Annotated in this window: 19 protein-coding genes; 6 read left to right on the top strand and 13 right to left on the bottom strand. The window is 67.7% G+C overall.

All coding sequences use genetic code 11. The features are described 5' to 3' along the window. The 3 genes from N7333_RS20640 to N7333_RS20630 all read left to right on the top strand — a co-directional run. On the top strand, positions 1 to 992 hold a 992-nt coding region (locus N7333_RS20640), incomplete at its 5' end, for a CapA family protein (protein WP_279859325.1). Between the two features lie 142 nt (positions 993 to 1134). Further along, on the top strand, positions 1135 to 2286 hold the full coding sequence (locus tag N7333_RS20635; protein WP_129483287.1) for a M14 family metallopeptidase: 1152 nt from the start codon (positions 1135 to 1137) through the stop codon (positions 2284 to 2286). Positions 2287 to 2518: 232 nt separating this feature from the next. After that, positions 2519 to 3499, top strand: a complete 981-nt coding sequence (locus N7333_RS20630; RefSeq protein ID WP_129483286.1) for a DctP family TRAP transporter solute-binding subunit — start codon at positions 2519 to 2521, stop codon at positions 3497 to 3499. A gap of 93 nt (positions 3500 to 3592) precedes the next feature. Here N7333_RS20630 and N7333_RS20625 read toward each other — a convergent pair whose 3' ends face one another. From N7333_RS20625 to flgB, 12 genes are all read right to left on the bottom strand, one after another. Further along, positions 3593 to 4615 (bottom strand): hypothetical protein, encoded by a 1023-nt coding sequence (locus N7333_RS20625; RefSeq protein ID WP_177491205.1) that lies wholly within the window; start codon positions 4613 to 4615, stop codon positions 3593 to 3595. Between the two features lie 15 nt (positions 4616 to 4630). Beyond that, the gene (flgL, locus tag N7333_RS20620; protein ID WP_177491203.1) at positions 4631 to 5545 is read right to left on the bottom strand and encodes a flagellar hook-associated protein FlgL; all 915 of its coding nucleotides are present in this window, start codon (positions 5543 to 5545) and stop codon (positions 4631 to 4633) included. Between the two features lie 30 nt (positions 5546 to 5575). Beyond that, positions 5576 to 6943 (bottom strand): flagellar hook-associated protein FlgK, encoded by a 1368-nt coding sequence (gene flgK, locus N7333_RS20615; protein WP_129483283.1) that lies wholly within the window; start codon positions 6941 to 6943, stop codon positions 5576 to 5578. A gap of 3 nt (positions 6944 to 6946) precedes the next feature. Next, positions 6947 to 8077 carry a transglycosylase SLT domain-containing protein gene (locus tag N7333_RS20610; protein ID WP_129483282.1) on the bottom strand — a complete coding sequence of 377 codons (1131 nt, stop codon included), beginning with the start codon at positions 8075 to 8077 and terminating at the stop codon, positions 6947 to 6949. Between the two features lie 3 nt (positions 8078 to 8080). Then, on the bottom strand, positions 8081 to 9175 hold the full coding sequence (locus N7333_RS20605) for a flagellar basal body P-ring protein FlgI (protein WP_129483281.1): 1095 nt from the start codon (positions 9173 to 9175) through the stop codon (positions 8081 to 8083). Between the two features lie 9 nt (positions 9176 to 9184). Continuing rightward, complete coding sequence (gene flgH, locus N7333_RS20600; protein ID WP_011920519.1) at positions 9185 to 9847, bottom strand: flagellar basal body L-ring protein FlgH; 663 nt, start codon at positions 9845 to 9847, stop codon at positions 9185 to 9187. 5 nt (positions 9848 to 9852) lie between these two features. Further along, positions 9853 to 10638: a flagellar basal-body rod protein FlgG gene (gene flgG / locus N7333_RS20595; RefSeq protein WP_011920518.1), complete on the bottom strand. Its 786-nt coding sequence runs from the start codon at positions 10636 to 10638 to the stop codon at positions 9853 to 9855. Positions 10639 to 10832: 194 nt separating this feature from the next. Further along, positions 10833 to 11564, bottom strand: coding sequence for a flagellar basal body rod protein FlgF (locus N7333_RS20590; protein WP_011920517.1), 732 nt, complete (start codon positions 11562 to 11564; stop codon positions 10833 to 10835). 9 nt (positions 11565 to 11573) lie between these two features. Beyond that, complete coding sequence (gene flgE / locus N7333_RS20585) at positions 11574 to 12761, bottom strand: flagellar hook protein FlgE (protein WP_011920516.1); 1188 nt, start codon at positions 12759 to 12761, stop codon at positions 11574 to 11576. 36 nt (positions 12762 to 12797) lie between these two features. Beyond that, positions 12798 to 13475, bottom strand: coding sequence for a flagellar hook assembly protein FlgD (gene flgD, locus N7333_RS20580; RefSeq protein WP_129483280.1), 678 nt, complete (start codon positions 13473 to 13475; stop codon positions 12798 to 12800). Further along, positions 13475 to 13903, bottom strand: coding sequence for a flagellar basal body rod protein FlgC (gene flgC / locus N7333_RS20575; protein ID WP_090435199.1), 429 nt, complete (start codon positions 13901 to 13903; stop codon positions 13475 to 13477). The genes flgD and flgC overlap by 1 nt, the downstream gene beginning before the upstream one ends. Before the next feature lie 2 nt (positions 13904 to 13905). Further along, positions 13906 to 14259 carry a flagellar basal body rod protein FlgB gene (flgB, locus tag N7333_RS20570; protein ID WP_129483279.1) on the bottom strand — a complete coding sequence of 118 codons (354 nt, stop codon included), beginning with the start codon at positions 14257 to 14259 and terminating at the stop codon, positions 13906 to 13908. Between the two features lie 228 nt (positions 14260 to 14487). Between flgB and flgA the strand changes: the two genes are divergently transcribed. Beyond that, positions 14488 to 15156 carry a flagellar basal body P-ring formation chaperone FlgA gene (flgA, locus tag N7333_RS20565; protein WP_347815294.1) on the top strand — a complete coding sequence of 223 codons (669 nt, stop codon included), beginning with the start codon at positions 14488 to 14490 and terminating at the stop codon, positions 15154 to 15156. Positions 15157 to 15233: 77 nt separating this feature from the next. On the opposite strand, the gene glcC is transcribed toward flgA, so the two are convergent. Then, positions 15234 to 16007, bottom strand: coding sequence for a transcriptional regulator GlcC (gene glcC / locus N7333_RS20560; protein WP_011920511.1), 774 nt, complete (start codon positions 16005 to 16007; stop codon positions 15234 to 15236). A gap of 239 nt (positions 16008 to 16246) precedes the next feature. Here glcC and glcD point away from each other — a divergent pair, with 239 nt between their 5' ends. After that, positions 16247 to 17746 (top strand): glycolate oxidase subunit GlcD, encoded by a 1500-nt coding sequence (glcD, locus tag N7333_RS20555; RefSeq protein WP_096824957.1) that lies wholly within the window; start codon positions 16247 to 16249, stop codon positions 17744 to 17746. Then, positions 17746 to 18606, top strand: an 861-nt coding sequence (gene glcE, locus N7333_RS20550) for a glycolate oxidase subunit GlcE (RefSeq protein WP_279859324.1), incomplete at its 3' end; no start/stop codon positions are given. The genes glcD and glcE, both read left to right, overlap by 1 nt.

Genomic DNA, 18606 nt, shown 5'->3' with positions numbered 1-18606 from the left:
CGCGGGTGTCGCTGACCTCCTACGCCACCACCTTCGAGGCCAACGCCCCGGCTGCCGACGGCCTCGGCCAGGTGGCACCGCGGCCCGGCCTCAATCCGCTGCGCACCACGCCGCACCGCCTGGTCAGCGCCGAGGACTTCGCCGTGCTCAAGCGCCTCAACGCCCAGGAGGCCTACCAGGACCACTACCTGCTCAAGGCCCTGCACGGCGAACACAGCCTGCACCTGGGCATGGCCCTGCACTACCGCGTCGACCCCGAAGCCGCGCCGGGCAGCCTGCGCATCCACTACCAATGCGACCCGCGCGACCAGGCCGAGATCCTCCGCCACCAGCGCCAGGCCAAGCAGACCAGCGACTTCAGCATCGTCGCCCAGCACACCCATGAGCCGGACAACTTCACCGCCGCGGTACCCGACTACCTGCCGGCGCTGGCCCGCCAGCTGGTCGACAACGGCGCCGACATGCTCTGCGGCCACGGCCCGCATCAGCTGCGCGGCATCGAGATCTACGCCGGCAAGCCGCTGCTCTACTCGCTGGGCAACTTCTGCTTCATGGACAACAGCATGCAGATCGTCCCGGCGGACAAGTGGGAGAGCCGCGAGTGGCAGGCCGCCGAGGCGCTGATCGGGCCCAAGGGCATCACCAACCCGCGCCTGAGCACCCCGGCCGAGTTCCTCGAATGGAAGCGCGTGGCCGGTCTGTTCGGCGCGCCGATCTGGTTCGAAAGCGTGGTCGCCGAGTGCCGCTTCCGCGCCGACGGCCAGCTGCGCGAACTGCTGCTGCACCCCATCGAACTGGGCCATGGCGGACGCGACGCCGAACGCGGCATTCCGCGCCTGGCCTTCGACACGGCGGACAACCAGAACCAGGCGCGGCGCATCCTCGAGCGTCTGGCCGGGCTGTCTGCCGAGTTCGGCACGCGCATCGAGATAGAGACGGTGGAGTACGCCGGCCGGGCCAGCAGCCTGGGCCGCATCGTGCTCGACGCCTGACCCCGGCCGGTCGCCCAAAAGGCCACCAGCGCCGCACCACCACCCACTCGCCGTCGCCCGGCGCAGGCCAACCGCCAGCGCCATGGGCCCGGCCATGCCCGCCCACCCGCGCGGGCGCCCTACCACCGACACGGAATGCGCCATGAACCTGTCCTGTTTCGCTCAGAGCTACGCCGAAGCCCGGCAGAAATTTCTCGCCAGCTGCGCCCGCCGCGGCCTCGCCGTGGAGAGCCACGTCCACCCGCTGCCCGGCCGCGACGGCGAACAACTGGCCATCGACGTGGCCCGCCTCGGTGCCGCCGACGCCGCCAACCTGCTGGTGCTGAGCAGCGGCTGCCACGGCATCGAGGGTTTCTGCGGCTCGGCCATCCAGATCGACCGGCTCGACGACGACGCCTGGTTCGCCGCCTGCCAGCGCGGTGACCTGGCGCTGCTGTACATCCATGCGCTGAATCCCTACGGCTTTTCCTGGGAGCGCCGGGTGACCCAGGAAAACGTCGACCTCAACCGCAACTTCCAGGACTTCGCCGCGCCGCTGGCGGACAACCCCGACTACCGCGCGGTGGCCAAACTGCTGCTGCCCGAGCGCTGCCCGCCGACCCTGGCGAGCACCCTGGGGCTGTACGGCTACGCCCTGCGTTATGGGCGCAAGGCGCTGCAGGCGGCGATCTCGCGCGGCCAGCACGGCGACCCGCGCGGCCTGTTCTTCGCCGGCACCGAGCCGACCTGGAGCAACCGCCAGCTGCGCCAGATTCTTCGTCAGCACGGCCGCCAGTGCCGGCGCATCGGCTGGATCGACGTGCACACCGGGCTCGGCCCCAGCGGCTACGGCGAGCGCATCTACAAGGGCCGCCAGGAGCCCGCGGACATCGCCCGCGCCCGTCAGTGGTGGGGGCCGCAGGTGACCAACAGCGCCGAGGGCAACTCCGCCTCCAGCGAGCTCAACGGCACCCTCGACCTGGCGGTGCTGAATGAATGCGCCCAGGCCCAGTACAACGGCCTGACCCTGGAGTACGGCACCCAGCCGGGACTCAAGGTGCTCACCGCGCTGCGCGCCGAGCAGTGGCTGGAGAACCGCCCGGACACCGACGCCGCCACCCGCGCACGGATCAAGGCGCAGCTGCGCGCCGCCTTCTACGTCGAGACCGACGCCTGGAAACGCCAGGTGCTGGAACAGGCCCGCGAGGTGCTGGAGCTGACCCGCCAGGGCCTGGCCACGCCGTTGCGAGCCCTGCACCAGAGCGAGAGCCAGGCAATTGCCGAGCAATACTCGGGAATGCGCGCCCGTTCATAAAACCGGCCTTGTGCCAGCACCTTCCTTCCGCAAGAATGCGCGCTCTCTGTCGCTGACCGATTGGTCAGCGACAGCATGCCAACAATAACCGGGCATCGATCCGGTAGTCCCCGAAGGGGCGAGGCCGGCGCCATCTGCCAGGCCGAACCCTGCAAGCCATCCCGATTCGCATCCAGGCCCGCCAGTTTCGGCGCAGGCCTCGCTATGCGTTTTTCCGTAAAAAGGTGTGTCGATGTTCAAGACCTCTCTGGCGGCTGCCCTGGCCGCCCTGCTGTGTTCCGCACAGGCTCTGGCCGAGCCGATCCTGATCAAGTTCTCCCACGTGGTGGCCGAGGACACTCCCAAGGGCAAGGGCGCCCTGATGTTCAAGCGTCTGGCCGAGGAACGCCTGGCCGGCAAGGTGCAGGTGGAGGTGTATCCCAACTCCACGCTGTTCGGCGACGCCGACGAGCTGCAGGCGCTGCGCGACAACAAGGTGCAGCTGCTGGCGCCGTCGCTGTCGAAGTTCGAGCAGTACACCACCCAGCTGCAGGTGTTCGACCTGCCCTTCCTGTTCGATGACCTGGAGGCGGTCAAGCGCTTCCAGAAGCGCGAGAAGAGCCGCGAGCTGCTGCGTTCGATGGCCGGCCACAACATCTACGGCCTGGCCTACTGGAACAACGGCATGAAGCAGCTCTCGGCCACCCGCGCGCTGCAAACGCCCGCCGACGCCGCCGGGCTGGCGTTCCGCATCCAGCCGTCGGAGATCCTCGAGCAGCAGTTCGCCCGGGTCGGCGCCAGCAGCCTGCGCCTGCCGTTCGCCGAAACCCAGGCCGCGCTGCAGGCCGGGCGCGTGCAGGGCGCAGAGAACCCCTGGTCGAACATCGTCAGCCAGCAGCTGGGCGCGCTGCAGCCCTACGTCACCGAAACCGATCACGGTGTGCTGAGCTACATGCTGGTGAGCAACTCCAGCTTCTGGACCAGCATTCCCTATCCGATTCGCGTGCAGCTGGAGGCGATCGTCGATGAAGTCACCCTGGCGGTGAATCGCGAGGCCGAGGCACTCAACGCCCGTGATCGCCAGCGTCTGGTCGCGGCCGGCAATCAGGTCGTCAGTCTTAGCAGCGAGCAGCGCGCAGCCTGGCGTGCGGCGATGCAGCCGTTGTGGCAGGAGTACGAAGGCAAGATCGGCAGCGATGTGCTGCGTGCGGCGCAGACGGTCAACCGCCGCTGAGGCCGCACCCTGGGCTGCCGCCGCTCAGGCGCAGCCCGGACATAAAAAAGACCGCCAGCCGCAGGAGTGGACGCGGCTGACGGCCGGCAAGCTTCAGGACAGCAGGCTGACCACGCTGGAGCGGCTGATGTTGGCCTGGGCCACCACGGTCTGGGTCACCGCGGCGTAGCTGCTGGGGCTGCGGCGCATCAGGTTGAACACCTCGCCGGCGAAGTCGCGCGCCCATTCGCGTTCGTTCTGCTCGGCATGGCGGGCGAGAAACTCGCGGATCTCTTCCTGGCGATGGCTGAGCTGCTCGCGCAGCGCGCCGATCTTGTCCAGCGCCGCCACCACTTCGTCCAGTGCCCGGCGCAACTCGCGCGCGCCGTCCAGGCGGGCGGCATCGGGCAGGCGCAGCAACTGCTCTTCCTGACTGACCACGGGCGCCGCGGCCTTGGCCGCCAGCTTGCCCTCGCCCTGCACGCGCAGCTCGCCCTTGAGCTGCTGCCAGTCGCTTTCGCGGGCACTGAATTTCAGCGCACCGCCGTTATCCACCTCGGCGCGGATACCGGCCGGGCCGAGGCCGGCATTGAAGCGGCGGAGGATCTGCTGCTCGCTCAGGCCCTCGTCGAGCACCACCGCCAGCGGTTCGGCCAGCTTGCGCCCGGCGCTGAACAGCAGGGTCTCCTTGCCGGCCTGCTGGATGGCGGCCATGGATTCCAGGCCCTGCAGGCTGAAGCGGCTGCGCACCGGCTCGGTGAGGCGCAGCTTGAAGCTGGCATCCAGCGCCTCGCCGGAGCGCTGACCGCGTTCGGCGAGCAACTGGCGCACCTGCTCCAGCTCGCGCTTGAGACCTTCGCGTTCGCCGGCCTGGGCATTGCTCAACTCGCGGCTGAGGCTGAGCTTGAGCTGACCGAGGCGCCCGGCCAGTTCGCCGAGGTAGCTGTCGGCGGCCTGCATCGAGGTCAGCTGCTGGTTGAGCTGCAGGTTGAAGCTGGTGCTCTTGCCGCGCGGCTGCGCCGCGGGCTCGGCGGGCGCCTGCTTGCGATGGCGCTGTACCGCCTGCTCGCCCTGCACCGGGCGCCGCGTCTGCGGATCGAGGGCGGTGACGACCGGCAGCTGTTTGTCGACCTTGATCACGGGCGCCACTCCTTACAGCAGGCTGAACAACGACATCTCGTTGATTTTCAGGTAGGTCTTCTGCGTCGCGCCGAGGGCCAGCTGATAGTTGTTCAGATCGATGGTGGCGCCGGCGTAGTCCAGCTGCGACAGCTCGCCCTCGATCTTCTGGTTGACCAGCGAGACGTCCTCGTTGCTGTCCTTGAGCAGGCTCAGGGCATTCTGCCGACCGCCCAGCTCGGTGATCGAGCCGAGCACCCGGCCATGGGTGTCATCCAGCGCCCCGAGGGTGTCGACGATCTGCTGGCGTACGGCCGGGTCGCTGGCGTCCAGCGCCGGGTCGCGCAGCGTGTTGATCAGCCCGCGCAGCTGGTTGAGCATGTCCACGCCCGCGCCGAAGACGCTGGCCGCGGTGACGTTCTCGTCCACCAGCACGCCGTTGGCCACGGCGGCCTGACGGTGCTTGTCGTTACCGGTCAGGCTGTAGGTCTGGGTCGCCGCGTCGAAGCTCAGCGCCGGGGTGTCGCTGAGGGTGCCGGAGAACAGGTAGCGGCCTTCCTCATCGCGCACGTTGGCGAAGCTGAAGATGGTGTCCTCGATGATCGACAGTTCGCCGGCCATGGCCGCCAGGTCTTCGCTGGTGTTGGAGCCGTTGGCCGCCCACAGCAGCAGGTCGCGCACGTTGAGCATGGAGTCGGAGGTGGACTTGAGGTTGGCCTCCTGGGTCGACAGGCTGCCGGAGACGTTGGCGATGTTCTTGCGGAACTGCTCCAGGCTCGCCTCCTCGCGTTGCACCCGCAGCACCCGCACGCTGGCGATGGGATCGTCGGACGGCAGCAGGATGCGCTTGCCGGTGGCCATCTGCTGCATCAGCTTGCCCAACTCGGCGGAACTGGCGTTCATCGAGTTGTGCATCATCGAGGTGATCTGCGAGTTGGTGATGCGCATCATGTCGGCTGGTTCTCTCTAGAAAGCGCCTCAGAAGGCGGCAAGCATGTCGTCGAACAACTGGTTGGCGGTGCTGATCACCTTCATGTTGGCCTGGTAGGCCTGCTGGTAGGTCATCAGGTTGACCGCCTCCTCGTCCAGGCTCACGGCGCTGACGCTGTCACGCTGCGACTGGGCCTGCTGGGTCACGGCGGTGGCGGATTTGAGGTCGGCCTGGTTCTGCCGGCTGTCGCTGGCCACCTGGCCGAGCAGGCCGGCGTAGGCGTCGTTGAGGGTGACCTGGCTGCCGTTCAGGGTGATGGTCTGGTTCTTCAGGCCGAGCAGATCGAGCAGCACCTCGTTGTTGCCGCTCTCGCCGGCGGCCGAGGAGAACGCCAGTTGCTCGGCGGTCAAGGGCTCGACACGCAGCAGGGCAGTGGTGCTGTTGGGGTCGTAGGCGAACAGCGGCTGACCGGGGTTGCCGGCCAGGTCGAAGCCGGTGGCCAGCACGTCGTTGACCATCTGCGCCAGCTGGCTGGCCATGTCGTGCAGGGCCTGCTGGTTCGGCCGCAGGCTGGCGTACTCGACGTCATGCAGACCACCGAAGGCGCCGCCGAAGCCGTCCTGGCGCAGCGGGAAACTGGTGCCGGCGAAGGCCAGGCTGACGTCCTGCTCGCCGCTTGCGGTCATCGCCACCTTGAGCTGGCCGGCGGTGGGCCCGGCCACCAGCGGCTGACCGTTGGCCAGGGCGACGCTGACCGAGCCGTCCGGGGTCTCGTTGACGCGCAGCTTGGCGAACTGGCTGAGCTGGCCGATCAGGCTCTCGCGGTGATCGCGCAGCGCAGTGCTGTCGCCCTTGACCGACTCGGTCTCGACGATCTTCTTGTTGAGCAGGGCGATGTTCTCGGTCAGGCCGTTGATCTCGTTGGCCATGGCACTGCGCTGCTCCTGCAGCGCCTTGATCTGCGCGTCGATGTTGCTGTTCAGGCCGTTGAAACGCTGCGCCAGGTTGCCGGCCTCGCTGATGATCTGCTGACGCAGGGCGATGGAGCCCGGCGTGGCGCTGGCCTCGCTCAGGGCGGCGAAGAACTGGTCGAGGCCGGCGCTGATGCTCGAACCGCTGCCGGACATCAGCGCTTCCAGCGCGGTCAGATACTGCTGCGACGCGCTGTAGAAGCTCTGCTCGGTGGTGGCGCGCCACAGCTGCTGGTTGTGGAAGTCGTTGGTCATGCGGCGGATGCTGATGACCTCGACGCCGCCGCCGACGCTCAGTCCGCCCTGTCCGGCCAGCGACCCGGTGATGGTCTGCAGGCGGCTGAAACCGGGGGTGTTGACGTTGGCGATGTTCTGCCCGGTGCTGGCCAGGGCGACCTGGCTGGCACGCACGCCGCTGTAGGCGATCTGGTTGAGGATGGTCACGGCTTAGGACTCCTGACGCTCGAAGCGCACCGGCTGAGCGAAGGCCGCCAGACGCGGCGCACGGGCGTCGTCGGCAGCGGATTGGGCTGTTACTGAGGACAGGGCGACGGAATCGGCGGCGGACTTAAATTCGCCGCGCACCAGCGCCTGCTTACCGGCGACGGCGCCGAGCAGCAGGCCGCTGTCGGCGCTCAGGGCGCTGGCCAGCTGCTGGCGGGTCTGTGCGCTGAGCGGACCGTTTGCCTGGGCATCGCGCGCGGGCGCGGGCGCCGCCTCGGTCTTGGCCAGGTCGCCGAGAATCTTGCGCGTGTAGTCGCGGGTTTCCTGGAAGGGAATACGCTCGATCCAGGCGCCGGTGGCGATCTCGCCGCGGCGCGGGTCGCCGTGCACCTTGAGCCATTCGTCGACGCGGCCGGGGCCGGCGTTATAAGCCGCCAGCGCCAGGGCCTGGTGCCCGTCGTAGCGCTGCAGCATCTTGTCCAGGTAGGCGCTGCCGAGGCGCCTGTTGTAGTCGGCATCGCTGGTCAGGCGGGCTTCGCTGAACGGCAGGCCGAGTTCGGCGGCCATCTCCCGTGCGGTGTCCGGCATCAGCTGCATCAGGCCGCGCGCGCCCTTGGGCGACACGGCATCGACGCGGCCGGCCGACTCCTGCTGGATGACCCGTTCGACCAGGGCGAGAAAGCCCGCCGAACCCTTGTCCCAGACCTGGCCGAGGCTGTCCACGCCACGTTGCCAGGTGCTGCGCAGCGGCTCCAGCAGGCTGCTGGAAGAGCGCTGCGGCAGTTCCGCCGAACGGGCGGCAGCTGCGGCCGCTTCCAGGTCAGGTGCGCTATCCCCACCACCGGACAGCTGCTTGACCAGCATGTCGGCGATGCCGGTCTGCTTGCGCCCGGCCAGGGTCTCGGCCAGCACCTCGTCGTAGAAGTCGCGCATGGTGTCCAGCTCGCGGCTGCGCATCGGATTGCCTTCGGCGAGCACGTCGCTGGCCTTGCGCATCTGCTTGAGGATCTGCTGCAAAAACAGCGCCTCGAACTGCTCGGCGGCGGCGTGCAGCTGCTGCTCGCGAGCGTTGCCGATGCCATCGGCGGCGCCGCGGTGGCTGTTCATGTGTTGGGCGAGGGAAACGATGCTCATGGCTCAGATCACGATCAGTTCGGCATTGAGGGCACCGGCCTGCTCCAGCGCCTGGAGGATGCTCATGACATCGTCCGGGGTGGCGCCGAGGCTGTTCACGGTGCTGATGATGCTGTCCAGGCTGGCGCCGTCGGGCCACTTGAACATGGCGTTCTTGTCCTGGCTGACGGCGACGTCGGAGCGCGGTACCACAGTGGTCTCGCCACGGCCGAAGGCATTGGGCTGGCTGACCTGGGGGTTCTCGCTGATGGTCACGGTGAGGGTGCCGTGGGCCACGGCGGCAGCCTTGACGCGCACGCCCTGGCCGACCACCACGGTGCCGGTGCGGCTGTTGAACACCACCTTGGGCCGCTCGCGGCCTTCTTCCACCTCCAGCCCCTCGAGCATGGCCATAAAGCCGATGCGCTGGGTGCTGGTGATGGGTGCGCGGATGGCGATCTTGGTGGCGTTGAGCGCGCTGGCGGTGCCGCTGCCGAAGCGGCCGTTGACCGCCTCGACCACCTTGGCAGCGGTCTGGAAGCTAGGCTGGCGCAGGTTGAGCATGACCTCGGCGCGCTCGCTGAAGTCGCTGGGGATCATCCGCTCCACGGTGGCGCCGTTGGGCACGCGGCCGCTGTTGGCCGAGTTGATCGCCACGCTGGAGCCGCTCTGGCCGCTGGCGTTGAGGCCGCCGACCACCAGCGCGCCCTGGGCCAGGGCATAGATCTCGCCGTCGACGCCGTGCAGCGGGGTCAGCAGCAGCTGGCCGCCGCGCAGGCTCTTGGCATCGCCAAGCGAGGAGACGGTGACGTCCACCGTCTGCCCCGGGCTGTAGGACGGCGGGATTTCCGCGGTAACGGTCACCGCGGCGACATTCTTCAGTTTGGGATCGACGTTCGGCGGCAGGTTGATGCCGAACTGCTTGATCATGTTGGCCACCGACTGGCTGGTGAACTTCACCTGGTTCTTGTCGCCGGTACCGTCGAGGCCGACCACCAGGCCGTAGCCGATCAGCTGGTTGCCGCGGATGCCTTCGATGTCCACCAGGTCCATCAGCGGCACGGCCTTGGTCGACAGCGGCCAGCTCAGCAGCAGGAAGACGAGGGAGCGTTTGAACATGAGCGGGCCTCAGAGCGGAAAGATCGGGTGGGTGAAGAAGCGCGTCAGCCAGCCCGCCGAGTTGCTGTCGTTGAGCACGCCGCGGCCGGCATAGGAGATGCGCGCGTTGGCCACGTTCTGCGAGGACACCTGGTTGCTGCGGTTGATGTCGTCGACCCGCACCAGGCCGACCAGGCGGATGTACTCGTCGCCCTGGTTCAGACGCAGGGCCTTCTCGCCCTTGATCAGCAGGGTGCCGTTGGGCAGCACCTGATGCACGGTCACCGCGATGGAGCCGCGTAGGGTGTTCTGTTGCGAACTGCGCGCCGAGCCCTTGAAGTCGCGCTCGGCCTCGGCGGAGCTTTCCAGCTGGTCGTACTGCTTGCCCAGCACGGTGGGAATGCCCACGGAAACACCGGAACTCTTGCCGAAGCTGGTGCCGGCGCTCTTGCTCGACTGGGTGGATTCGTCCAGCACCACGGTGAGGATGTCGCCGACCCGCACCGCGCGCTTGTCGCCGACCAGCGAGCCGCTGTAGCCGCTGCGGAACAGGCCGCCGCTGGTGGTGGGCGGCTGGCTGTAGTCCAGCGCCAGCGGCTCGTAGTGGCTGGAGTCCTCGTCGGGCAGCATCTCGTTGAAGCTGGCGCAGCCACCCAGGGTCAGCAGCAGGGCAAGCGGGATCAGGCGCTTCATGGCGGTCACACGGTCTGGTTGAGGAACTGCTGCATGCCGGACGCGGCGTCCAGCACCTTGGCGTTGGCCTCGTAGGCGCGCTGGATGGCGATCATGTTGACCATGGCCTCGACCACCTGCACGTTGGAGCCTTCCAGCACACCCTGCTTGAGGTTGCCCAGGCCGTCCTCGCCCGGCGTGCCTTCCACCGGCTCGCCGCTGGCCACGGTCTCGCGGTAGAGGTTGCCGCCGAGGGCTTCCAGGCCGCCCGGGTTGGCGAAGTTGGCCAGGGTGATCTGGCCCAGTTCCACCGGCAGGGTCTCGCCGGCCATGACCGCGGTGACGATACCGTCGCTGCCCACGGTGAAGCGGCTGCTGCCGGCCGGCACTTCGATGCCCGGCACCAGCGGCAGACCCTGGGCGTTGACGATCACGCCCTCGGCATTGAGCTGGAACTGGCCGCTCTCGGTGTAGTAGATGTCGCCGTTGGGCGCCTCCACCTGGAAGAAGCCGTTGCCGATGATGGCCAGGTCCATCGGCTGGCCGGTGGTTTGGATGCTGCCCTCGGTGAACACCTTCTGCGTGCCGGCCACGCGTACGCCGCTGCCGAGCTGAATGCCCGACGGCACGGTGTTGACCTGATCGGCCTGGGCACCGGGCTGCAGCTCGATGGCGTAGAACAGGTCCTCGAACACCACGCGGTCGCTCTTGAAGCCGGTGGTGTTGACGTTGGCCAGGTTGTTGGCCACGGCGCTCATGGCCTTGTCCTGGGCGGCCAGGCCGGTCTTGCTGACCCAAAGGGCGGAACTCATGTGCATTACCTCGTTTGTCTGTAGCCCGGATGCAATCCGGGGAAATGTTCCCGGATTGCATCCGGGCTACGCGTCGTGTCCTGTGCCCCGTAGGGTGGGCAGGGCGGCGGTCCGCTTCCGTGGGTAGGGTGGGCTTTAGCCCACCATTGCAGAGCACGCCGGTGGGCTGAAGCCCACCCTACGGTCCTACGGTGCTACGAGCCGCGAATCATCCGGTTGCCGGCCTCGGACAGGTCCTCGGCGGCCTTCATCATCTTCACCTGGGTCTCGAACAGGCGGTTCAGGCTCATGGTCGCCACCAGCTGATCGATGGCGCCGACGTTGCTCGCCTCCAGATAGCCGGAAACCAGTACCGGCGCTTCCATATCTTCGGCCGGCTGGCCGTCGCTGCGCGCCAGCAGACCGCTGGCGTCCTTGATCAGGTCGCCGGCTGCGACGTCGACCACGCGGATGCGATCGACCTCGGCGGTGAGGAAGTCGCCGCGCGGGATCACCGACACCGTGCCGTCGCGGCCGATATGCAGGCTGTCGTACTCGGGCAGCACGATGGGCCCGCCCTCGCCCAGCACGGCGCGGCCATTCAGGGTCAGGCGCAGGTCGGCATCGACCTGCAGCGCGCCGTTGCGCGTGTAGCGCTCGGCGCCGTCGTCACCCTCGACGGCGAACAGGCCCTGGCCCTGAATCGCCACGTCGAGATCACGTCCGGTGGCCATCAGCGCGCCGGGCGCCAGGCTCACGCCGTTGTTCTTCACCTGAGCCAGGTGCCGGCTGTCGTAGCCGTAGCCTTCCACGGCCACGGCCTGGGCCTGTTCCAGGTCGGCGCGAAAGCCCGGGGTATTGACGTTGGCCAGGTTGTTGGCGCGCACCGTGAGCGAACTCATGGTGCGGCTGGCGGCGGTCATTGCGGTGTAGCCGAGACGGTCCATGGGTCAGCCTCAGATCGCGCCGAACAGCACTTGGGTGAGTTCCTTGTTGGTGGTCAGCACCTTGGTGTTGGCCTGGTAGTTGCGCTGGCCCTCCATCAGGCCGACCAGCTGCTGGGTCAGGTCGACGTTGGAGTTCTCCAGCGAACCAGCCACCAGCTCGCCGAACGGGCCGACGCCGGGCACGCCGATCAGCGCCGCGCCGGACTCGGCGCTTTCCACCCAGGCCGTGCCGCTGACGTTCTTCAGGCCACCGGCGTTGGCGAAGGTGGCCAGCGCCACCTGGCCCTGCAGCATGCGCTGGCCGTTGCTGTAGTTGGCGTAGACCATGCCGTCCTTCTCCACCGACAGGCCGGTCTGCTCGCCGGCCGCGTAGCCGCTGGCGCGGTTGCTGGTGACGACGAAGTCGGAGCCGTACTGGCTGGAGTTGCTGTAGTCGATGGCGATGTTCATCGGATCGACGCCCGGCAGCGGGAAGCCGACGGCCACCGGGCCGACCGGCGCGGTGAGGCTGCCGTTGGTGCCGAAGGTCAGCGCCTGCGGGCCACCGACGGCGGCGCCGTCGGCGTAGTAGTGGGCTTCCCAGGCGTTGTCGCCGGTCTTGACGAAGTACTGGGTCAGGGTGTGTTCCTTGCCCTGGGAGTCGAACACCTTGGTGGTGTAGGTGGAGTTGTAGGTGTTGACGTCCGCCGGATCGAACGGCGCAGCGGTCGGCACGCTCTGGTTGGAATCCAGGTTCATGACGAAGGCCAGGCTGTCGGTGGCGCGCGCCGGCAGGTTGGCGTTCTGCAGCTGCAGGTCGCCCATGGCGCCGACCAGCAGGTTGCCGGCGGCATCCACCGGATAGCCCTGCAGCTTCAGGCCGGCGGCGTTGACGATGTAGTTGTCCTTGTCGGCACCGAACACGCCGGCGCGGGTGTAGCTGACGTCACCGTTGCTGCCGCGGGTGACGAAGAAGCCGCCGCCGGAGATGGCCAGGTCCAGGCTGCGCCCGGTGGTCACCAGGGAGCCGCCCTGGCTGATGCTCTGGGTGGTGGCCAGCACTTCCACACCCATCGCTTGGCTGTCGGCATAGATGCTGCCGAACTCGGTGCGCGACGACTTGAAGCCGGTGGTGCCGGCGTTGGCGATGTTGTGGCTGATGGTGTTGAGCTGTTCGTTGACGGCACTGAGGCCGGTCATGGCGATGTTGAAACTCATGGCGACTGGACCTTTGAAAACAATGGAAAGAAAGGATCAGAGCAGACCGGCGGTCTGCGTCTGGCCGAATTCGGTGATGTTGTAGAAAGGCACCGAGCCGATGCCGACGATCTCCAGCACCGGGCCTTCGGCGCTGACGCGCACCTGGGTGACGCGGCCGGCCACCTCGACCTTGGGGTACTCGCCGCTGTCGCTCTGCACCTCGACCTTGTAGCTGCCCGGCGCCAGGCCCAGGGCCTTGGGGTCCAGCTCGAAGGGCACGCGTCCCGGCGCCTGGGAGCCGAGGGCGATCTCCTTCTTCACGCCGTTGCTGTCGGTGACCACCAGGGTCAGCTTGCCGGCGGCATGCTCGAGGTTGACCTCGCCCCTGACCTTGTCCGCGCCCAGCTCCAGCTTCTCGGTGGCCACCTTGACCTCCTGGCCGACCAGGCCGGCGGCGGTGAGGGTCTGCAGGTTGTCCAGCAGCACCAGGTTGCTCTTGCTCAGCGAGGCCATGTTCTCCAGGCTTTTGACCTGACTCATGGCGGCGAACTGGTTGAGGAACTCGGTGCTGTCCACCGGTTTGGTCGGGTCCTGGTTCTGGATCTGCGCGACCATCAGGGTGAGGAAGTTGTTTTCCAGCTGGGTCGCGTCGCTGACGTTGACCGCCTGCTTGACCGCCTCGTCGATGCCGTAGACGGGGTTGTTCTGGCTGTTGTTGCTGACCGCGGTCATCAGGATTCTCCGAGCTTGAGCAGGCCCTGCTGCATGCTTTTCAGGCGATTGAGCACTTCCACGCTGGTCTCGAAGCTGCGGGTGGCCGACATCATGTCGGTCATTTCCTCGATCTGGTCGATGTCGGCGTAGAACACGTAGCCCTGGTCGTCGGCCAGGGGATTGTCCGGCTCGTAGCGGCGCACCGGTTCGCGACCGGCGGTGACCACGTCGAGCACCTGCACATGGGCGCCGCCCATGCCCACGCCGCGGGTCAGCTGATCGTTGTTGTAGACGGCGGCGAACACCGGCTTGCGCGCCTGGTACACGTCCTCGGCCTTGGCCGCCGCCGAGTCGGCGTTGGCCAGGTTGCTGGCCACGGTGTTGAGGCGCACGGTCTGCGCGTTCATCGACGAACCGGCGATGCGGTAGATGGAGTCGAAAGCCATGCTCAACGCCCCTCGATGGCCTGTTTCAGGCCGCGAAATTTCATGCTGAGAAAGGTCAGGCTGGTCTGGAAGTCCATGGCGTTCTTGGAGAACGCGGCCTGCTCCACACTCAGCTCGACGCTGTTGCCGTCCTGCGACGGCTGGGTCGGCACGCGGTACTTGAGCTCCGCGCTGCTGGCGGCGAAACGCTGCTGCGGGTCGAGCCGCTGCATCTCGCCGGCGAAGTCGATGTCGCGGGCGAGAAAGCCCGGGGTGTCCTCGTTGGCCAGGTTGGCCGCGAGAATCTCGCTGCGCTGCATGCGCAGTTCGAGGGCGCGGCCATGCAGGCCCACCACGTCATCAATCCGTATACTCATTCACCGGTACCCTTAACCCAAGGTTGTGCTGCAGTGCCTTGAGCACAAAGCGTGCCCAACCCTCAAGAGAGCATCAGGCCTTTGATTTATAAGGATTTTCTCGGATCTCACGGCGCTCTTCGCGTCGCCCTGCTTCCGCATCGGCGCAGCCGGGAGCGGAAAAGCGGAAAGGTTTTTTCCGCCTGCGCGCTGGAGCTCTTCCTCTTCGCCCTGCTGCCATCGGCCGTCGTGCGTGCCGAGGTGGAGGCCGCCGGCCAGATCGACCAGGCGATTGCCGCGCACATGCAGCAGCAGCTCGCCGCCGAGGCCAAACGACAGGCCTGGCAGGGCATGCGCCACAACCTCGGCATCACGCTGCTGAGCAGCGCCGAGCAGCTGCCGGCCTGCAGCCAGGCACTGGAGCTGACGGTCGCCAGCGACGACCCGTCGCCCCTGGCGCGTCAGCGCCTGCAGCTGCGCTGCGCCGACACGCCGGGCTGGACCCGGGTGGCGCTGGTGCAGGCCAGCGTGTTCGTGTCCGCGGTGCATGCCGCACGGGTGATCGAACGCGGCCAGACCATCGCCGCCGAGCAGGTGCAGCTGCAGGAAGTGAATGTCGGCAGAAGCTCACGCGGCTTCTACAGCAGCCTCGACGAGGTGGTTGGCCAGGGCGCCAAGCGCCGCATCCGCGCCGGCGCGCTGATCGCCCCGAGCCTGCTGAGCGCACCGCTGCTGGTGCGCCGCGGCCAGCAGGTGACCATCGTCGCCAGCCAGGACGGCATTTCCGCCTCGGCCACCGGCGAGGCGTTGGGCAACGGTCGCGAGGGCGAGGTGATCCGCGTGCGAAACCTCGGCAGCCAGAAGGTGATCGAGGCGCAGGTGGTGGAAGAAGGCGTGGTGACCAGCACCTTCAGGTAGGGTGCGCCGCGCGCACCAACGCGCCGGTTGTAGGGCGGGGGCAACTCGCCACCGTCATCAGGCGGGTTTCACCCGCCCTACGCCCAGCCCTCCAGACGCATGGTGGCGCGCACCAGGCGCTGCTCTTCCTGCTCGATCTCCTGCAGGTTGTCGCGGATGCTGTGGATATGGTCGCGCGCGGCGCGCTGCGCCTGTTCCGGCAGGCGCTCGATCACCGCGTGATACAGGCGCGAGTGCTGGCGGTCGATCTGCCGCTTCTGCGCCGGGCGGTGGTAGAGGTTGTTCACCGAGGCGAACACGGTGCTGAGCATCAGGTCGGTCAGCGACTGCAGGGTGTGCACCAGCACCGGGTTGTGCGAGGCCTCGCAGATGGCCAGGTGGAAGGCGTGGTCGAGGCGCGCATGCTCGCGCGGGTCCACCGGATTTTCCTGCGCATGGGCCGCCAGCATCTCTTCATAACGCCGCGTCAACAGCACGAAATCCGCCTCGGTGCCGCGCAGCGCGGCCAGGCGCGCCGACTCGCCTTCGAGCAGGCCGCGCACCTCCAGCAGGTCATAAAGGGTGCGCGGCTGCGAGTTGAACAGGTGCATCAGCGGGCTGGCGTCGCGCTCGCCGCTGAGCTTGGCCACGCGTGAATCGCGGCCCTGCGCGGTCTCGATGATGCCGCGCCCGCGCAGCACCTTGAGCCCTTCACGCAGCGCCGAACGGGAGATGCCCAGCTTCTCGCACAGGCGCCGCTCCGAGGGCAGCGGCTGGCCCACCTTGAGCACGCCATCGACGATCAGCCGCTCGATACGCTCGGCCACCACGTCACTCACCTGGCGCCGTGCGGCGCCCTGTTTCGCATCCATCTCAGCCCTCCTCGCAACTGGTCGTACCAGTTTTCGCAGCTCTATTCACTTGAGCTCAAAGCCTGCGCTCAGGCCAGCAAGCATAAGTCTTTTATCCGAGACGAGGTGAAAGACTGACGAAAGAAACTGGTCATACCAGCATGGGCAAAGATGGACGCAGGAAGCCAGGCGGCCTAAACATGCGGCCCAAGGTCGCGGCATGACCGCCAACAAGAACAACGTCCACGAACGAGCCTGCCATGAGCATTCTGTACGACGAGCGCATCGACGGTGCGCTACCCAAGGTCGACAAGGCCGCGCTGCTGGCCGAGTTGCACCAGCGCCTGCCCGACCTCGATATCCTGCATACCCAGGAAGACCTCAAGCCCTACGAGTGCGACGGCCTGTCCGCCTATCGCACCACGCCCATGCTGGTGGTGCTGCCCGAGCGCATCGAGCAGGTGCAGCAACTGCTGCAGATCTGCCATGCCCGCGGCGTGCCGGTGGTGGCGCGCGGCGCCGGCACCGGTCTGTCCGGCGGCGCGCTGCCGCTGGAGCAGGGCATCCTGCTGGTGATGGCGCGCTTCAACCAGATTCTCGAGATCAACCGCGAAGGCCGCTTCGCCCGCGTCCAGCCCGGCGTGCGCAACCTGGCGATCTCCCAGGCCGCGGCGCCCTTCGACCTCTATTACGCGCCGGACCCCTCGTCGCAGATCGCCTGCTCCATCGGCGGCAACGTCGCCGAAAACGCCGGCGGCGTGCACTGCCTGAAGTACGGCCTGACCGTGCACAACCTGCTCAAGGTGGAGATTCTCACCGTCGAGGGCGAGTTCATGACCCTCGGCAGCGACGCCCTGGACGCGCCGGGTTTCGACCTGCTGGCGCTGTTCACCGGCTCCGAGGGCATGCTCGGCATCGTTACCGAGGTGACGGTCAAGCTGCTGCCCAAGCCGCAGGTGGCCAAGGTGCTGCTGGCCGCCTTCGACTCGGTGGAAAAGGCCGGTCGCGCGGTCGGTGACATCATCGCCGCCGGCATCATCCCCGGCGGCCTGGAAATGATGGACAACCTGGCCATTCGCGCCGCCGAAGATTTCATTCACGCCGGTTACCCGGTGGAAGCCGAAGCCATCCTGCTCTGCGAGCTGGACGGCGTGGAAGCCGACGTGGCCGACGACTGCGAGCGGGTGCGCGCGGTGCTGACGAAGGCCGGCGCCACCGAAGTGCGCCAGGCGCGCGACGAGGCCGAACGGGTGAAGTTCTGGGCCGGGCGCAAGAACGCCTTCCCCGCGGTCGGGCGCATCTCGCCGGACTACTACTGCATGGACGGCACCATCCCGCGCCGCGAGCTGCCGGGCGTGCTGCGCGGCATCGCCGAATTGTCCGCCGAATACGGCCTGCGCGTGGCCAACGTGTTCCACGCCGGCGACGGCAACATGCACCCCTTGATCCTCTTCGATGCCAACGTGCCCGGCGAGCTGGAGCGCGCCGAAGCCATCGGCGGCAAGATCCTCGAACTCTGCGTCAAGGTCGGCGGCAGCATCACCGGCGAGCACGGCGTGGGCCGCGAGAAGATCAACCAGATGTGCGCGCAGTTCAACAGCGACGAAATCACCCTGTTCCATGCGGTGAAGGCGGCGTTCGACCCGGCCGGCCTGCTCAACCCGGGCAAGAACATCCCCACCCTGCACCGCTGCGCCGAGTTCGGCGCCATGCACGTGCACCACGGCCAACTGCCCTTCCCGGAACTGGAGCGCTTCTGATGCAGCAGGATTTCGACGCCAGCGCCGCGCTGCTGGAACAGGTCAACCACGCGCTGAACAGCGCCACGCCGCTACGCATCCAGGGCAGCGGCAGCAAGGCCCATCTGGGTCGTGCCACCCCGGGCGAAGTGCTGGACACCCGTCAGCATCGCGGCATCGTCAGCTACGACCCCACCGAGCTGGTGCTCACCGCCCGTGCCGGGACGCCGCTGGCCGAGATCGAGTCGGCGCTGGAGGCGAACAACCAGATGCTGCCGTGCGAGCCGCCGCACCTGGGCGATGGCGCCACCCTGGGTGGCATGGTCGCCGCCGGGCTGTCCGGCCCGCGCAGGCCCTGGGCCGGTTCGGTGCGCGACCAGGTGCTCGGCACCCGCGTGATCACCGGCCAGGGCAAGCTGCTGCGCTTCGGCGGCGAGGTGATGAAGAACGTCGCCGGTTACGACCTGTCGCGCCTGATGACCGGCAGCTTCGGCTGCCTCGGCCTGCTCGCCGAGGTGTCGCTCAAGGTGCTGCCCAAACCGCGTCAGGTGCTCAGCCTGCGCCTGGTAATGGACGCTCAGCAGGCGCTGAACAAGCTCGCCGAATGGGGGCAGCAGCCGCTGCCGATCAGCGCGGCCAGCCATGACGGTGCGGCGCTGCATCTGCGCCTGGAAGGCGGCGAAGGCTCGGTTCTGGCCGCGCGCCAACGCCTGGGCGGCGAGGAGATCGACAACGCTTACTGGTATGAGCTGCGCGAGCAGCGCCTGCCGTTCTTCGCCGGCGAAGGCACGCTGTGGCGGCTGTCATTGCCGCTGAACAGCGCTCTGCTCGTCCTGCCCGGCCGCCAGCTGATCGACTGGGGCGGCGCGCAGCGCTGGCTG

The sequence above is a fragment of the Pseudomonas sp. GD04158 genome, from assembly GCF_029834875.1.
GTDB classification, from domain to species: Bacteria; Pseudomonadota; Gammaproteobacteria; order Pseudomonadales; family Pseudomonadaceae; genus Aquipseudomonas; species Aquipseudomonas hydrolytica.
The sequence above is the reverse complement of the archived record's forward strand: the minus strand, read 5'-3'. Positions and strand labels throughout refer to the sequence as shown.

What these genes read in the sequence shown, in the direction of transcription:
- flgG (WP_011920518.1), bottom strand. Translation starts at nt 10,638, where the DNA reads ATGAGTTCCGCCCTTTGGGTCAGCAAGACCGGCCTGGCCGCCCAGGAC.
- N7333_RS20610 (WP_129483282.1), bottom strand. Translation starts at nt 8,077, where the DNA reads ATGAGCATCGTTTCCCTCGCCCAACACATGAACAGCCACCGCGGCGCC.
- glcD (WP_096824957.1), top strand. Translation starts at nt 16,247, where the DNA reads ATGAGCATTCTGTACGACGAGCGCATCGACGGTGCGCTACCCAAGGTC.
- flgH (WP_011920519.1), bottom strand. Translation starts at nt 9,847, where the DNA reads ATGAAGCGCCTGATCCCGCTTGCCCTGCTGCTGACCCTGGGTGGCTGC.
- flgL (WP_177491203.1), bottom strand. Translation starts at nt 5,545, where the DNA reads ATGCGCATCACCAACTCGCAGATCACCTCGATGATGCACAACTCGATG.
- flgD (WP_129483280.1), bottom strand. Translation starts at nt 13,475, where the DNA reads ATGACCGCGGTCAGCAACAACAGCCAGAACAACCCCGTCTACGGCATC.
- N7333_RS20635 (WP_129483287.1), top strand. Translation starts at nt 1,135, where the DNA reads ATGAACCTGTCCTGTTTCGCTCAGAGCTACGCCGAAGCCCGGCAGAAA.
- flgB (WP_129483279.1), bottom strand. Translation starts at nt 14,259, where the DNA reads ATGAGTATACGGATTGATGACGTGGTGGGCCTGCATGGCCGCGCCCTC.
- N7333_RS20605 (WP_129483281.1), bottom strand. Translation starts at nt 9,175, where the DNA reads ATGTTCAAACGCTCCCTCGTCTTCCTGCTGCTGAGCTGGCCGCTGTCG.
- glcC (WP_011920511.1), bottom strand. Translation starts at nt 16,007, where the DNA reads ATGGATGCGAAACAGGGCGCCGCACGGCGCCAGGTGAGTGACGTGGTG.
- N7333_RS20590 (WP_011920517.1), bottom strand. Translation starts at nt 11,564, where the DNA reads ATGGACCGTCTCGGCTACACCGCAATGACCGCCGCCAGCCGCACCATG.
- N7333_RS20630 (WP_129483286.1), top strand. Translation starts at nt 2,519, where the DNA reads ATGTTCAAGACCTCTCTGGCGGCTGCCCTGGCCGCCCTGCTGTGTTCC.
- flgC (WP_090435199.1), bottom strand. Translation starts at nt 13,903, where the DNA reads ATGGCTTTCGACTCCATCTACCGCATCGCCGGTTCGTCGATGAACGCG.
- flgE (WP_011920516.1), bottom strand. Translation starts at nt 12,761, where the DNA reads ATGAGTTTCAACATCGCCATGACCGGCCTCAGTGCCGTCAACGAACAG.